10 protein-coding genes are annotated in these 16,337 nt (G+C 53.1%); 7 read left to right on the top strand and 3 right to left on the bottom strand.

Annotated features, from left to right (window positions below; all coding sequences use genetic code 11):
- Nucleotides 1-196, top strand: a 196-nt coding sequence (locus OB13_RS01340) for a hypothetical protein (protein ID WP_461488343.1), incomplete at its 5' end; no start/stop codon positions are given.
- A 125-nt stretch (nucleotides 197-321) separates the two neighbouring features.
- Here OB13_RS01340 and xylA read toward each other — a convergent pair.
- Nucleotides 322-1,653 (bottom strand): xylose isomerase, encoded by a 1,332-nt coding sequence (gene xylA / locus OB13_RS01335; protein ID WP_461488342.1) that lies wholly within the window; start codon nucleotides 1,651-1,653, stop codon nucleotides 322-324.
- 32 nt (nucleotides 1,654-1,685) lie between these two features.
- On the bottom strand, nucleotides 1,686-3,170 hold the full coding sequence (locus tag OB13_RS01330; protein ID WP_461488341.1) for a xylulokinase: 1,485 nt from the start codon (nucleotides 3,168-3,170) through the stop codon (nucleotides 1,686-1,688).
- A 344-nt stretch (nucleotides 3,171-3,514) separates the two neighbouring features.
- Here OB13_RS01330 and OB13_RS01325 point away from each other — a divergent pair, with 344 nt between their 5' ends.
- The 3 genes from OB13_RS01325 (at nucleotide 3,515) to OB13_RS01315 (ending at nucleotide 5,924) form a co-directional block, all read left to right on the top strand.
- Nucleotides 3,515-4,051 carry a YceI family protein gene (locus tag OB13_RS01325; RefSeq protein ID WP_461488340.1) on the top strand — a complete coding sequence of 179 codons (537 nt, stop codon included), beginning with the start codon at nucleotides 3,515-3,517 and terminating at the stop codon, nucleotides 4,049-4,051.
- 273 nt (nucleotides 4,052-4,324) lie between these two features.
- The gene (locus tag OB13_RS01320; RefSeq protein WP_461488339.1) at nucleotides 4,325-5,260 is read left to right on the top strand and encodes a ring-cleaving dioxygenase; all 936 of its coding nucleotides are present in this window, start codon (nucleotides 4,325-4,327) and stop codon (nucleotides 5,258-5,260) included.
- Between the two features lie 37 nt (nucleotides 5,261-5,297).
- The gene (locus OB13_RS01315) at nucleotides 5,298-5,924 is read left to right on the top strand and encodes an alpha/beta hydrolase (RefSeq protein WP_461488338.1); all 627 of its coding nucleotides are present in this window, start codon (nucleotides 5,298-5,300) and stop codon (nucleotides 5,922-5,924) included.
- 85 nt (nucleotides 5,925-6,009) lie between these two features.
- Here the strand turns inward: OB13_RS01315 and OB13_RS01310 are convergent, their stop codons facing one another.
- Nucleotides 6,010-7,488, bottom strand: coding sequence for a hypothetical protein (locus OB13_RS01310; protein ID WP_461488337.1), 1,479 nt, complete (start codon nucleotides 7,486-7,488; stop codon nucleotides 6,010-6,012).
- Between the two features lie 1,026 nt (nucleotides 7,489-8,514).
- Between OB13_RS01310 and OB13_RS01305 the strand changes: the two genes are divergently transcribed.
- From OB13_RS01305 to OB13_RS01295, 3 genes are all read left to right on the top strand, one after another.
- Nucleotides 8,515-11,766, top strand: a complete 3,252-nt coding sequence (locus OB13_RS01305) for a SusC/RagA family TonB-linked outer membrane protein (protein WP_461488336.1) — start codon at nucleotides 8,515-8,517, stop codon at nucleotides 11,764-11,766.
- A gap of 50 nt (nucleotides 11,767-11,816) precedes the next feature.
- Entirely contained in the window at nucleotides 11,817-13,349 is a 1,533-nt protein-coding gene (locus OB13_RS01300; protein WP_461488335.1) for a RagB/SusD family nutrient uptake outer membrane protein, read from the top strand.
- A 98-nt stretch (nucleotides 13,350-13,447) separates the two neighbouring features.
- Nucleotides 13,448-16,337: VCBS repeat-containing protein (locus OB13_RS01295; RefSeq protein WP_461488334.1), on the top strand; the 2,890-nt coding region annotated here is incomplete at its 3' end.

Here is a 16,337-nt window from a genome sequence, read left to right as displayed (position 1 = left end):
CCAGTCGGTGATGCGCCAGCTCACGGATGCCTTTCGCCAGCTGGGCTATGCTCAGCCCGAGCTCGAATCGGAGATCCTCATGCTGCTGGTCGAAGGCCTCTGGCGGCTCTTCCTCACCGAAGGCGACAAGGACCGCTTCAAGGACATGCTCGAGCTCATCAAATCCAAGTATACGAAGCAGGCAAACCCAGGCTAAGATCGCAGCTGGCTGGGAGTTCAGCTAAAGTTGTATTTCCATCGGCTGTTGTACTGCCTGCTGCAGGATGTGGAGGCAGTGCCGGGTACATCCTGTATGTCTGATCCGGATGATGCATTTCCCTGTCAGATATAGCGGTTAATCAGGTTCTCGAGGTATTCCTGGCGTCCGCTTCTTACCTCCGGTTCACCGTGCTCGATGGCATAGGCGCGCAGGTCCTCCAACGATAGTTCACCTTGCTCATACGCTTTCCCCTTGTCCCTGTCAAAAGAAGCATAACGCTCCTGACGGATCTTTCTGTAATCCGATTTCTGCAGGATAGCATCCGCGGTGATCAGAGCCCTGGCAAATGTATCGGCACCGCCGATGTGAGCATAAAACAGGTCGGCCGGGTCCGTGGAGTTGCGTCTGATCTTAGCGTCAAAATTGATACCGCCGCCCTGCACACCGCCTGCTTCCAGCAACACCAGCATGGCTTCAGTCAGCTCGTTGACGTTGTTGGGAAACTGATCTGTGTCCCAGCCATTCTGGTAGTCGCCGCGGTTGGCATCGATCGAGCCTAGCAGGCCGGCGTCAGCTGCTACCTGCAGCTCGTGCTGGAAGGTATGGCCGGCCAGGGTAGCATGATTCACTTCGATGTTCAGTTTAAAATCATCTAACAGGTCATACCGGCGCAGGAAGCCGATCACGGTCGCTGCATCGTAATCGTACTGGTGCTTGGTAGGCTCCATGGGCTTCGGCTCAATGAAGAAGGTGCCTTGGAAGCCCTGGCTGCGCGCATAGTCCCGGGCGGTGTGCAGGAACCTGGCAAAATGCTCCTGCTCGCGCTTCATATCGGTGTTGAGCAGCGTCATGTACCCTTCGCGGCCGCCCCAGAAAACGTAATTCTCTCCCTGCAAGGCGATGGTGGCATCCAGTGCAGCTTTTACCTGGGCGGCAGCGTGCGTGAGCACATGGAAGTCCGGGTTGGTAGCGGCGCCGTTCATGTAGCGGCTGTGCGAGAACACATTGGCCGTGCCCCACAGCAGCCTGATGCCTGTCTCCTGCTGTTTTTGCTGGGCGTATTCCACCACCGCTTGTAGCCTGCGCTCGTTCTCCCGGATGTCGTTGCCATAGTCCACCAGATCCACATCGTGGAAGCAGTAGTAGGGCATACCCAGTTTGGTGATGAACTCGAAGGCGGCATCCATCTTGTCTTTTGCCCTTTCGACCGGATCCGTTTTGGTATTCCAGGGAAATTTCAGGGTAGCACTGCCAAACGGATCGGAGCCAGTAGCATTGAACGAGTGCCAGTAAGCCACCGCAAAGCGCAAATGCTCCTTCAGGGTTTTGCCTGCCACCACGCGGCTTTCGTCATACCAGCGGTAGGCCAGCGGGTTATCAGACGCCAGGCCTTCGAATCGGATCGGATCAATGCCTTTAAAATATTCTGTTTGTGTTGAGGAAGTAGTTGCCATAAGAAGGTATGGGTTAGCTGTTTTTGATTCCTTTAATGCTGCTGCAGGTGGGCATCGAGTAAAGCTTTCCATTCCTGGTAAACGGGCTCGTACTTGTCGATGGCCTGAGGCTCCACGACCTGCAGTTCTTTGCTGTTAGAGAAAGCTTCTTCTTCCGTTCTGTATACCTTCACACCGATACCGGCACCCAGTGCGGCTCCCACACTGCCGTCGCTCTGGTAGAGCTCCACCGGCACATGGGTTGCATTGACAAAGGCTTCTGTAAAAGATTCGCTCAGAAAGAGGTTTGCCTTACCGGCCCGGATGATGCGGGGGTTCATGCCGCTTTCTCGCATGATGTCCAGGCCATAGCGGAAAGCAAACGCTATACCTTCCTGCACGGCTTTGAACAGGTGCGCTTTGGTATGCAGGTTCAGGTCGATGTGGTGGAAATGGGTGCCTACAATCCTGTTGCCCAGCATGCGCTCCGCTCCGTTGCCGAAAGGGATGACCCGCAAACCCTCGCTGCCGATGCTGATTTTTCCGGCCAGTTGATTCATCTCTGCATAGCTTATACCGGTGCCGGCAATGGTTTTGATCCAGTGGTTGAGGATGCCGGTGCCGTTGATGCACAAGAGTACGCCCAGCCTTTTCTGTTGCTCGCCATAATTCACGTGTGCGAAGGTGTTCACGCGCGACTGCGGGTCATAGATCAGCTGATCACTGACGCCATAGATCACACCCGAAGTGCCGGCCGTGGCTGCTACTTCTCCCGGCTGAAGCACATTCAGCGACAAAGCATTGTTGGGCTGATCGCCGGATTTGTATGTGACCGGTATACCTGCTTTCAGTCCCAGTTCCTCCGCCACGGCTTTCTGCACCCGGCCGTGCTCCGAGAACACCGGTTCGATGTCCGGAATAAGCGCTTTGTCGAATTGGTAATAACCGAGCACATCCCTGGAAAGCTCGTCCTGCTGAAAGTCCCAGAACACTCCTTCGGAAAGTGCCGACACGCTGGTGGTGATGCGGCCCGTCAGCTTCATGGCCACAAAGTCGCCGGGCAGCATGATCTTGTCAATGGCAAGGTATAGCTCCGGTTCGTGGGCTTTTACCCAGGCCAGTTTGGAGGCCGTGAAATTCCCCGGGGAGTTCAGCAGCCGGGACAGGCTTCTTTCTTCCCCAATGGCTTTAAAAGCTTTGTTGCCGATCTCCACAGCGCGGCTGTCGCACCAGATGATGGCGTTGCGCAGCGCCTGCTGCTCTTTGTCCACTACCACCAGGCCATGCATCTGGTAAGCGATGCCGATGGCACCGATGTCCCTGGGGTTATACCTGCCTGTGGCGTTGGCTTTCTGTATAGCCGCCTTAGTATGTGCCCACCACATTTCCGGTGACTGCTCCGCCCAGCCTGTATGGGGAGCGATAATGCCTGATTCTTCTTCGGGGTACCGGGCAGAGGCCAGGCACTGTTGCGTCCGGGAATCTACAACCGATACTTTGATGGAGGAGGTGCCGATGTCTATACCTAATAAAAGCATGCGTCTGTTACTAGCGGAGTTTTAAGAAGCGGAAGTAATTCCTGGCTTCCAGGAGTGGCTTCGTCTGATGAGTACGGCCAAACTACAATGGATGGCTATACCTCTTTGAAGAGAGTAGTTGTAGCCTGGCACTGGCATCGATTACCTGCAGAATCCGCCTGCATCCCGGCTATACCTTTGCTACAGATTTCTTCTGGTAGGGCACATGTTCCGGCACATTTAAAAAATAAATGAATCTTTTTTCTATAATTGATGTATATACATTAAAGGTTTATACATTTGTTGTAGCATTACGAAAATAGAGTCCTCAACAAATCAGTTAGAAAACATTAAAAAAGAAAATTATGGCAAATGTAACATGGGCAGTAGACCCAATGCACAGTGAAGTACAGTTCAAAGTAAAACACCTGATGATCACGACCGTGACAGGTTATTTTAGCAACTACAATGTGGTGGCAGAAAGCGAAGACGAGCAGTTTAGCGGAGCCCGCAACATTGTATTCACGGCAGATGTGAACTCGATCAGCACCAACAACGAGCAGCGCGATACGCACCTGAAGTCACCTGACTTCTTCGACGCGGACAATCACAGTGAGATCCGCTTTGTGGGTAAAACGTATGAAAATGTAGGAGGCAATGACTTCAAACTGCATGGCGACCTGACAGTTCGCGACATCACCAAGCCCGTAACCGTGCAGGTAGAGTACGGGGGTACGGTAGTTGACCCGTACGGACAGACAAAAGCAGGTTTCACGGTAACAGGAAAGATCAGCCGCAAAGAATTCGGACTAACGTGGAACGCCGTAACAGAAGCGGGCAGCGTAGTCGTGAGCGACGAGATCAGGCTGAATGCTGAAATTCAGTTAGTAAAGCAGGCATAAAAATTCTTGAATAGCAGCAGTCGTTTTTTGCAGCGACTGCTGCTATTTACCTGAAGCAGGAAGTCGGTTTTCTCCGGATCGATCACTTTTAGTTCCGGTGGTCGTACCACTATAAGAACACGTTCTGGTGGCAATGTCTTGCACATCAGGCAGGAGTACGTGATTTGGTGGGGCCTGGAGCTGCGGAGGAAGGGGCAGTACGGTACCCCATAATTTAAATGGAGAGGCAGCTTTTGGTTATAGAGCGCGACTCTCAAAGCTAAATAAAGTGCTATGGAAGATAGAATATTAGGCCTCCATCACATCACGGCGATAGCCGGATCGGCCAAAAAGAACATAGATTTTTATACCAAGGTGCTGGGACTGCGCCTGCTCAAAAAGACTGTCAATTTTGATGATCCGGGCACCTACCACCTCTACTATGGCGATGAGGCAGGAAGCCCGGGTACCATTCTCACCTTTTTCCCTTACGAGTCTGCCCGTCGTGGCAGGGCCGGAACAGGTATGCCGACGCACATTGGCTACGCCGTGCCGGAAGGCAGCTTTGACTTCTGGATAAAACGCTTTGAGGAGCACAATGTCGACTTCGGGCGGCCTTCCGAGAAATTCGGGGAGCAGTACCTTCCCTTCCGGGATCCGGATGGCTTGCTGCTGGAACTGGTGATCCCGAAGAACGGGGATAACCGCAAACCCTGGGAAACGGATGCGGTAAAAGCCGAGGTGGCAACCAGAGGTTTCCACAACGTCACGCTGACCCTGCGGGAGGCAAAGAAGACAGCAGAAATTCTGACGGATATTTTTGGCTACAAGCTGCAGGATCAGACCGGCAGCCAGTTCAGGTATAGCACGGACGCTGTGGACAGCGCCGCCATCATTGACCTGGTAGAGATGCCGCATGCCAACCGGGGAGAAGGAGGTGCCGGTACGAACCACCACATTGCCTTCCGGGTAAAAGACGAAGAAGTACTGATGCGCTTCCGGGAAAAAGTGGTAAGCAAAGGCCTTAATATTACCGAAAAGATAGACCGCAATTACTTTTATTCGCTCTACTTCCGGGAGCCGGGCGGGGTGCTGTTCGAGATAGCCACCGATAATCCGGGCTTTGCCACCGATGAGACGGTAGCGGAACTGGGTACACACCTGTTGCTGCCGCCACAATATGAGCCGCAGCGGGCCCAGATAGAAGCTGTCCTACCGAAGCTGGACTAAACTTCCGGCAGGGAGTTGTGACTAAAAGAAGCAAGCAATGTATACACACGAGAAGAAAGTACTGACGCAGGGCAAGCCGCTGGACCAAACCGGGAAAGCGCTCGTCCTGCTGCATGGGAGAGGCGCCACGGCAGCGAGTATTTTGCCGCTGGCGCGGGAATTGGGCGCCGACAATTTTACGCTCTATGCGCCGCAAGCCTCCAGCAACAGCTGGTACCCGTACAGTTTTATGGCTCCTGTTTCGCAAAACCAGCCTGCCCTGGACTCGGCCCTGGAGCTGGTAGATGAAACGGTAAAAGGTATACTGGCACAAGGTATAGCCGGCAAGGATATTTACCTGCTGGGCTTCTCCCAAGGCGCCTGCCTGACGTCGGAGTATGCGACGCGGCACGCCCAGCGCTTCGGCGGCCTGCTCATCTTTACAGGCGGCCTGATCGGGGAGCAGGTAGATACCAGCCACTATACCGGAAACTTTGACGGTACGCCGGTGCTGATCACAACCGGGGACCCGGACCCGCATGTGCCCGTCAGCCGGGTAGATGAAACAGTAAAGATACTGGAGGAGAAAGGTGCCGACGTGACCAAAAAGATCTACAAGGGAAGGCCCCACACCATCCTGGAGGAAGAACTGGAACTGGCCCGGCAGATTCTGGCAGGGAAGTAAGCACGCAACAATCTATAACAAAAAAGCAGAAAGCGGCCGCAAGGCAAACTTTCTGTTTTTTTATGGGGATTATTTTTTCGACTCCTTAATTCTCGTAGCTGAAGTCTTTGAACGTTTTGGCAACGTTCTCATTGGTAGGCTTGGACTTGTTTTTCCAGTTCGCGTCCAGTTCCAGTGCTACCAGTCCTTTCAGGTTCATCAGGGCTACAAAGTCATCTACATCCTTCAGGAATTCAGGTTTGCGGCGCGAGGATTTAAGGGCATACTTGCGGGCAAAAACGTCTCCCTTAGTTTGCAGTTCATTGCGTTTCTCGATGATGTAGTTCAGGCGCTCGACCAGGTCTTTGGTGGAGCGGCCGATCACTTCGGTGGCTTCCAGCGTACCGATCGTCATGACGGTGGTGCCCCCGATGGTGGTGATCTTCTTGGTGGTGGCCGGTGTTTCCACGATGACCGGTGCTATACCTGTGACAGCTCCTAAAGACGCATTGGTGAGCGACCGGGCCTTTTTGCCTTTCCGGGCCCGGTTGTACTTCTTCTTCAGGTCGTTTTCCGTGTCCTTGAGCTGCTCCATCAGGTCCCAGGCCCTGGTAAGAGCAGCGCGGTATTCATTGTAGAGCTTCTGATCCGTTTCGGCTTCGTTCACGGCATGCTGTATCGTGAACCGCACCGTCCGCTCGTCCCGTTTGTTGGATTTGTCGAGGGCAAAGAAGGTGATGTCAAAGGAAACCGAATCCAGCGGGTCCTGCACAAAATCATAACCCGGCTTCCAGATAAACTCATACTGGGAAGGCGTGTTCTTCACCAGCGCACTTACCGGAACATTGGGGTTTTCAGCAATGAAGTTGAAGGAAGAGATGTCGGCCTCCCCGTTCGGATCGTAGATCTGAAACTTCAGGTTGACAGTGGCGCCTTCCTTGTAAAGGAACTTCTTCTGCGAAGGGATCATCTGCAGGCTGGGCGGCAGATCCTGTTGGGTCACTTCTACTTTAAAATAGCCTTTGGTACGTTCCTTGGCCGGCTGGTCCTCCACGTAAAACTCTACCTTGAGCGGGTTGTTGCGCAGCCGGTTGAACTGTGTCAGCGAAGGTTTCCAGGTGAACTCTCCCTGTGCCGACAGTTTGGCTCCTTCGGGCATGCCATCGGGTATAGCTACAAAAACGATCGGGTCATTGTCTTCATCCTTTACTACCGACGACTCGATGGTATATGTGTTCTGAGCATTGTAGCGCACATACAGCGGCTTCAGCTCGCCAATAACAGGGGGCCGGTTCACATGCTCCACTTTCAGATCAATCGACTGGCTTACACTTTCGTCCTGCTCGTTGCGGGCTTCAAAAATAAGCTGGACCGTGCGGCCACTGCTCAGGCGATCTGCAAAATCAAAGCTGGGTGTCCAGGAGAAGCGGCCGAGCGAATCGAATGCCATACCTTCTACCTTGCCTTGTGTAATGGAATAGGTATACGCACTGCCGGTGCCTCCTACGGCTTTCACCTCGAATTCAAGCTTTTGCCCTTCCTTGAGTACATTCCAACCGGGCTGATCCGGGAAAGATAGCTTCAAGGCAGAAGGCTTTGCCGCCGATGACACTTTCCTGGTTGCCGCTTCCTGAGCAGAGAGTGGGGAGATGAGCAGTAAAAACGCAGAAAAAAGAAGGATGCTCTTTTTCATATAAGGGAGGCGATAAACAATTCAGGCTTAAAGAAGCCTCTAAATTAGCAAAGACTTTATAGTTAAGCAAAGTGGATTATTTCAAAAACACAAAATAAGCCGTAACCCCAAAAGCTGGCAAGCTCTATTTCATGCGTCTGCCACTGCGATTGTTCCTGCCGAAGCTCCCAGTGGCAATATGTAGGCAGACACGGACATGCGAAAAGAGGAACTGCTTATTTGCTTGCCATGTGCGAAATCGTCATTTAAATTTTGCAAATCCCCGGCATCAGGTTGGTGCCTGCAAGTGGCGCATTTACGTGGCCAGGAAGTTAAGGCTTCCGGGAAATAATTTGATCTGTCGAATAGCAGTACGCGGAGAAGAGGAGTTTCCCGGAGGTATACCTGGCAGCGTAGCCTGGCGCAGGCAGCACCTGAATTTTTTCAATCTATGTCTTTTCTACAGGTATAGGGGAGGCGGTAAAGCGGCTACCGGAGGTAGCGGAATCCTGGCGATTTTTATAGGAGGTCTGCAGGGGAGGATTCCCTCTTACCCGCTTGCTTGCTGAAATATATCGCCTGAATGAGCAGAATGTTGAGAGGTATGGAACTTTTAATAGTTATATTCTTAGGTTGTTTTATCTGAAATAATTTATATAGATAACAAATATTCAGAATAAGCCTATGTTTATAAAACTTTTTCAAGTTTTACCTGTATTTAAACTAATGACCAATCACTAAAACTAAGGGCAAGAAGCCTTGTAAGCACAGCTAGGGGTTAATTGGCTTTAGGAATTCATACGTTGCAGCATCGCCCGAGCTGAGTATGATCCAGGGTATGCGCAGAATATATCGTCTGGCATACTTTGATGGAGTTTTGAAGATACGTGCATGTGCGCGTTTTCTATATCGGAAACTTTTACTCTTATAAGCCATTTTATGAGAAAGATCTACTTTACCTCAGATGTGCTTCCCCCAAGCATTCCCCTCGAGTCACTATCTCAGAAGAAAATATTGGTAGTGTTACTGGCCGTTCTGTGCTTTTCTCAGGACGTAGCGCAGGCAGCAGTTTTCAGCAGGGCAGGTGCCGTTGCGGTTGTGCAGCAGCGGACCGAAATCAGGGGCAGGGTTACCGGCGACGACGGGCTCGGTGTGCCAGGGGCTTCGGTAGTCCTGAAAGGGACCACCGTGGGTACCTCGACAGACGCCGATGGTAACTTTACGTTAGGTGTGCCCGATCCCAACGGAACGCTTGTCATCTCGTTCCTGGGCTACCAACGGCAGGAGGTCCCGATCAATAACCAAGCCGTGGTCAACGTAACCCTCAAGCCCGATGTGCAGGCCCTGGGAGAGGTGGTGGTCACCGGGTATGGCACCCAGCGTAAGGCCGACGTAACAGGAGCAACCGCTACGGTAACGGCCGAGGACCTGAATGCCGGTGTGGTGAACAACCCGATGCAGGCCATACAGGGAAAAGTAGCCGGTCTGAATATCGTATCTGCCGGTGGCGACCCGACCAACAACCGGCCTTCTATTCGCTTGAGAGGTACTTCTTCCCTGAGTGCCAACAGTGAACCCCTGATCGTAATAGACGGGGTGGCCGGCGCCGACCTGAATACGGTAGCGCCGGAAGACATCGAGTCGATTGACGTGTTGAAGGACGCCTCTGCATCTGCTATCTACGGCTCTCGGGGTGCTAACGGCGTGATCATTGTTACCACCAAGCGTGGCCAGGCAGGCAAAGTCACGGTAGAAGTAAACAGCTATGTGGGCGTAGAGGAAGTGGCCAGAACCTTGCCTTTCCTATCGGCAGACGAATTTGTGGGCAAGCTGCGGGAGCTGGGACTGGATGTATCGGCCAACGACTATGGCGCCCGCACCGCTTGGTTTGATGAGTTAACACGCACGGCCATCAGCCACAACCATAACGTCGCTGTTTCAGGAGGTACTGAAAACTTTACCTACCGTGGCTCGGTCGTATACCTGAACCAGCCGGGCATCGCTGTCAACTCCGGCTTCGATCGCCTGAACGGGCGCCTGAACCTGGTGCAGAAAGCTTTGAATAATAAGCTGGAAATACAGCTGCTACTTTCCCAGCAGGTCAACAACAAAGACTACGTCGACTATTTTCCTTTCCTGCTGGCCGGCAGAATAAATCCCACTTACCCTGTCTACAACGACAAAGGTACCTACCTGCAGCCCGGCGTAGCGGGAGAAGATGAGTTCAACGGCAAACGCATACCGGGTGGTTTCGAGATAGAGAACCCGCTGGCCCGTATGGAGCAAATCACGAATGAATCCAGGGACAGGCTAACCCTCGGAAACCTGAAAGTTTTTGTGGAGCCAGTTGAAGGCCTGCGGTTTGGCGTGAACACCTCTATCAACAGTTATAACAGCCTCTATGGGTTCTTCCGACCCAGTACCTGGCGTGCCAATAACAACAACGTTTCCTTTGGCTTCCGCTCCGAAAGAGAGGTTGTTGACCGGCTGCTGGAGTTAACCGCGCAATATAACAAAGAGGTTGGCTCCCATAGCTTTAATGTGCTGGGCGGCTATACCTACCAGAAGCTTTCCAATCAAGGGTTGTTTGCCTCAAACAGAGGCTTTCCGGATGTATTCGGATATAACAACATCGGCACCGGGGATAACCCTTTGGACCGGGAAGTAGGGTCGCACCAGTCGGAAGCCATCCTGATTGGCTTTATAGGACGCGTTAACTATTCTTTCAACGACAGATACCTGCTGACGGCCAATATCCGCCACGATGGTTCTTCCCGCTTTGGTGAGAACAACCGCTGGGGTTGGTTCCCGTCCCTTTCTGTCGGCTGGCGCTTGAAGGAAGAGGCATTTTTGCAGGATGTTGATTTCATCGACGACCTCAAGCTGCGCGTAGGGTATGGCGTTACCGGTAACCAGGAAGGTATTCCGGATTATGCGGCCCGCCCCTTATTTGCGCGAAGCGGTACGTATCAATCCAACGGACAGTTTATTGGCGCCTACAGACCGCTCCAGAACGCCAACCCGGACCTGAAGTGGGAGACATCCAAAATGTGGAACGTGGGCCTGGATTTCGCCTTCCTGGATGGCCGCCTGAATGGCTCGCTGGAACTCTACGACAAGGACACCGAGGACCTGCTGTTTGAATATCCGATCGCCATTGGTACCCGGTATGGATCTGAGAACCTGACAGCCGTGGCCCCCAACATCCTGGCTAACGTAGGCGAGATCAATAACCAGGGCATCGAACTGTCCCTGGATTACCTGGCCGTAGACGCAGGCGACTTCCAGTGGCGCACACTCGTCAACCTGTCGCATAACAAAAACGAGGTCGTGTCGCTCAGTTCAGGCCTGTTCCAGTATGACCCAACCAGTCCCAGAACCTATGGTAGCTTCGGAAGTGGACAGGGAGGTATAGCAGCACCTGTGGCGTTGCTGGAAGGGCGTCCGGTCGGACAGTTCTTCGGACCTGTTCTGAGAGGCTATGGCACCAGTGATACAGGCGAGCCCATTTATCAGTGGGAAGATTTTGGCGGCGGCGGAAATGATCCCTTCGGTGACGACCGTACCCTGCTGGGAGATGCCAACCCGAACCTGATATTCGGATGGGGGAACACCCTGACCTACAAAAGCATTGATTTCAGCTTCCTGTTCCGGGGTGCCCTGGGCCACCAGATCGTGAACGGGCCCTATATCTACTCGGCCAACCCGAACCGATTCCCCAGCAACAACGTGGTGGAAGATGCTTTCGAAACCGGTATACCGGAAGATATATCGCCTGCCTTTTCAGACCAGTGGGTAGAAGACGGCGATTTTGTCCGGCTTGATAACTTCCGACTCTCTTACCGCCTGCCTACTTTCTGGAAGGAGATCACCAATGCCTCTGTCTTTATTGCCGGTAACAACACCTTTGTGATCACCAATTACCGGGGCATAGACCCTGAGCCAAGACTCGGAGCTTCCCGTGATATTTATGGGGGCTCGCAATCAGCAGGCGTACAGCCAGGTGGTGGTGGCGGCGCAGGGGGCGCTAACCTGACCCCTGCAGAAGCATCTGTCATCCGGAGGTCTGTGGGAGGCACGGATATCAACACAGGCGATATCCAGGCGGCCGGTCTGTCACCAGGTATAGAACCCCTTTCGTTCTACCCAAGAACCCGCACCTTCACCCTTGGCGTTTCCCTGACCTTCTGATAAATGTACAGTTGAACTGTTACAGATATACTTTATAAACTGATTCTATCATGAGAACATATAAGCGTTTGCAGGTTGTAGCTGTTGCATCCGTACTCGCAGCAGGATTTGGTATCCAGGCCTGCACGGATCTTGATTCTGAGATTTTTGACCAGGCAGAAGCCTCTCAATTTCCCCGTACGGAGGCAGAGTTGCGCTCCACAGTGGGTGCCACGTATGCGGAGCTTCGTGGCTTCTTAGACCCGGTTTTGCTCTTTTTGGAGCCAACAACGGATGAACTGGTAGTGCCTACCCGTGGGCCTAACTGGTATGACAATGCTGCCTGGCAGCAATTGGCCAAACATGAATGGACCTCTGTTTCACCCGGCCAGATCAACGGGGCGTGGGAGTGGGCTTACCGCGTGATAGCCAACGCCAACTTAAACCTGATCACGCTTTCCACCAGTGATTTGCAGATAGAAGGGGAAGATGTACTGGTGGCAGAAGTAAGAATGCTGCGCGCCTATGCCTATTTCTGGCTGCTGGATATGTATGGCAATGTGCCCATCATAACAGAAGAAACCCCTCCGGGAAACCCGCCGCAGAACTCGCGGGCTGAGGTGTTTGCCTTCATAGAAAAAGAAATACAGGAGGCATTGCCTACCCTGGAAGAGGGAAACTCGCTGGAGTTATACGGTCGCTTTACAAAGGCCGCTGCCTACACGCTGCTGGCAAAGCTATACCTGAACGCCGAAGTGTATACGGGTACGCCCAGATGGCAGGACGTGATCACGGCTACCGATGCCGTAATCAACTCACCGGTTGGCTACGGTCTGAACCCCAACTTCCTGGCCAATTTCAAGGTGAACAATGGCAACGACCCGGCAACTTACGTGGAGAATATTTTTACCATTCCTTACGACAGAATTTTGGCGGGAGGAATGAACTGGCAAATGAGAACGCTGCACTATGCACAGGGAGCTGTCTATGGTCTGAATACCAACCCATGGAATGGATTTGCGACCAGGGCCGAGTTTTATAATTTGTTTTCTGACAACGACGAACGCAAGGCAATGTGGCTGGTTGGTCCGCAACGGGATAACACAGGTAATATCATCACATTCACAGACGTGGTCGATAACCGTAACAAAGAGTTGGTTTTCACGCCGGAAATCACTTCGCTGGAACGGGCTTTTGAAAACGAAGGCGTGCGCAGTGTGAAGTATGAGGTGCAGTCTAACAATAGCCGGACAGACCAGGACAACGACTTTGTAGTGTTCCGCTATGCAGATGTGTTGCTGATGAAAGCGGAGGCACTGTTAAGATTAGGAAATGCCGGAGCTGCGCTTGAATTAGTAAATCAGGTACGGGAACGGGCAGACGTCGCTCCTTTGGGCTCCATTACGCTGGATGAGTTGTTAAACGAACGCGGCAGAGAATTTGCCTGGGAGGGCTGGCGCCGAAACGACCTGATCCGTTTTGGCAGGTATACCCAGGACACCTGGCAGTTCAAAACCAATACGGAACCATTCCGGGCGCTGTTCCCTATTCCGGCCCAGCAGCTGGCCAACAACCCTAACCTAACCCAGAACCCAGGTTATTGATCCAATACAGAACCAACCAGATTTTCCAGTGAGCGGTCTAAATCCGCACACTGGAAAATTTGAATTTTAGCGGCCTTGCCAACACGAGCTTCATCCCTATGAGAATACGTGCCATACCCATCACCCTGATTCTGGCCACCTGCTTCGCCTGCAGCGAACAAGCAGCACAAGAAGACGCCCTCTTCGAAGAACTCGATGCTGCCGCCACCAACATTGACTTCATCAACCAGGTGGAAAGCAGCGAGGAGATGAACATCTTCAACTATCGCAACTTCTACAACGGGGGAGGGGTAGCCATCGGGGATGTGAACAACGATGGGTTGGCCGACCTATACCTTACTTCCAACACCAAAGAGAACCGTCTTTACCTGAACCGGGGAAACATGCGGTTTGAGGACATCACCGGCAAAGCCGGCGTGGCGGGAGACCAGGCCTGGAGCACCGGCGTAACCATGGCCGACGTAAACGGCGACGGCCTGCTGGATATCTATGTCTGCAACGCAGGGGAGGTGAACGGCGACAACCGCAAGAACGAGCTTTTTATCAACCAGGGGCTTTCTGCTGAAGGTATACCTGCTTTCAAGGAGCAGGCCACCGCCTATGGCCTGGATGACGAGGGCTATTCTACTCACGCCACTTTTTTCGACTATGACCGCGACGGCGACCTGGATATCTACCTGCTCAACAACAGTTCCTATCCGGTGAGCCAACTGGGTTTTACGAACCTGCGGGAGAAACGGGACGCGCTGGGCGGCGACAAATTGCTGCGCAATGACAATGGGCATTTTACAGATGTAAGTGAAGCAGCAGGTATCTACGGCAGCCTGATCGGGTTTGGCCTGGGCATCACGATCGGGGACGTGAACAACGACAACTGGCCGGATATCTTTATTTCCAACGATTTTTACGAGCGGGACTACCTCTACATCAACAACCAGGACGGCACCTTTTCAGAAGAAAGCAAGGAGTGGATGCCGCACGAAAGCCTCTCTTCCATGGGAGCCGACATCGCCGACCTGACCAACAGCGGCTACCTGGACATCTTTGTGACGGACATGCTACCCTGGGACGATACCCGGCTAAAGAGAACCTCGATGTATGAAAACTACGACCTGCAGCAGCTCAAGCTCGCCCGCGATTTTCATGTTCAGTACATGCAGAACGCGCTTCACCTCAACAACGGGGACAACACTTTTAGCGAAGTGGCCCGCCTGGCAGGCGTACATGCTACGGACTGGAGCTGGGGCGCGCTCATCTTCGACATGGACAACGATGGTCTGAAAGACATCTTTGTGGCCAACGGCATTTACCAGGACCTGACGGACCAGGATTTTGTCAACTTCCTCGGCAACGAAGAGACCATGCGCCGGGCCATGCAGGGCGGCGGGTATAGCTTCAACAAAGAGCTGATCAACAAAATGACGTCCACACCTATCCCCAACTATGCTTTTCAGAACAAGGGCAATCTGCAGTTTGTGAACCAGGCCAAAAGCTGGGGGCTTAGCAAACCCGGTTTCTCGAATGGCGCCGCCTACGGGGATTTGGACAACGATGGGGACCTGGACCTGGTGGTGAATAATGTGAACAGGCCGGTTTCTGTTTACCAGAACAAGGCTTCTGAAAAACTGCAGCACCACTACCTGCGCGTGAAGCTGAAAGGGGCACAGGCAAACCTGAATGGGATAGGCGCCAAGGTATACGTGCACCAGCCCCAGAAAACGGTATACCTGCAGCAGATGCCCAACCGCGGCTTTGAGTCGTCGGTAGACCTGACACTTGTTTTCGGCCTGGGAAAAGAAGCGGAGATCGACTCGGTGCGGATCGTATGGCCAGACGACAAAATGCAGGTCCTCCACCAGGTAAAGCCGGACCAGGAGCTGACCCTGGATTACCAGCAGGCAGATCAGCTGCATCTACCTCAGACAAGGCAGCTGCCCAAGCCATTCTACGATGCCACCAAATCTGCCAAGCTGGATTATACCCATGTGGAAAGCAACTTCGTGGACTATAACCGCGACGCCATGCTCAAGCAGATGCTCTCCACGCAGGGGCCAGCCTTGGCTACGGGTGATGTGAACGGCGATGGCCTGGAGGATGTATACCTGGGAGGCGCCGCAGGGGGAGCCAAAAAACTGTTCCTGCAGCAGCAGAATGGCACTTTTAAAGAAGGTGCTTCGCGGGTGTTTGAACAAGATCTAGGATCAGAAGATGTCGCCGCTACCTTTTTTGATGCGGAGGGAGACGGTGACTTGGACCTGATGGTCGTGACTGGTAGCAATGAGTTTATGTCCGGATCGCCTGAATTATTGGACCGGCTATACCTGAATGACGGCAAAGGAGTTTTCACTAAAGAAGACCGCCTGCCCAATCTGGAGACGAATGCCTCCTGCGTCACTGCTGCCGACTTTGACCAGGATGGCGATCTGGACCTGTTTATTGGCGGGCGCATGGTTCCGGGCGGGTATGGCTACGACCCACCCAGTTACCTGTATGTGAACGACGGTACCGGCCACTTTAAAAACTACACCAAGCGCTACCTGCCCACCAATGAATTGGGTATGGTCTCAGACGCTACGTGGGTAGACCTGAACGGCGACTCCTACCCCGAGCTGGTGCTGGTAGGCGACTGGATGCCGGTGACCATTTTCACAAACGACAAGGGGCGGAAACTCAGTGCTAAAACCGAAATTCCCAATTCGGCAGGATGGTGGAACACCATTAAACCAGCTGACTTGGACGGCGATGGCGACCTAGATTTTGTTTTGGGGAACCTGGGCCGGAATAGCCGGTTGAGGGCCAGTCCGGATCATCCTGTGGAACTATACGTGCACGACTTTGAAGGGAACGGCACCCTCGAGCAGATCATCAACTGTCCGGCCGAAGACGGCAAGGCCTACCCCATGGTGCTGAAGCAGGACCTGCAGCGGCAGGTGCCCAGCATCAAAAAGAAATTCATCAAATACGCCGACTATGCCGGCAAGCAGCTCC

Source organism: Pontibacter sp. HJ8, assembly GCF_054824225.1.
This window is presented reverse-complemented; position numbering and strand designations above follow the sequence as displayed.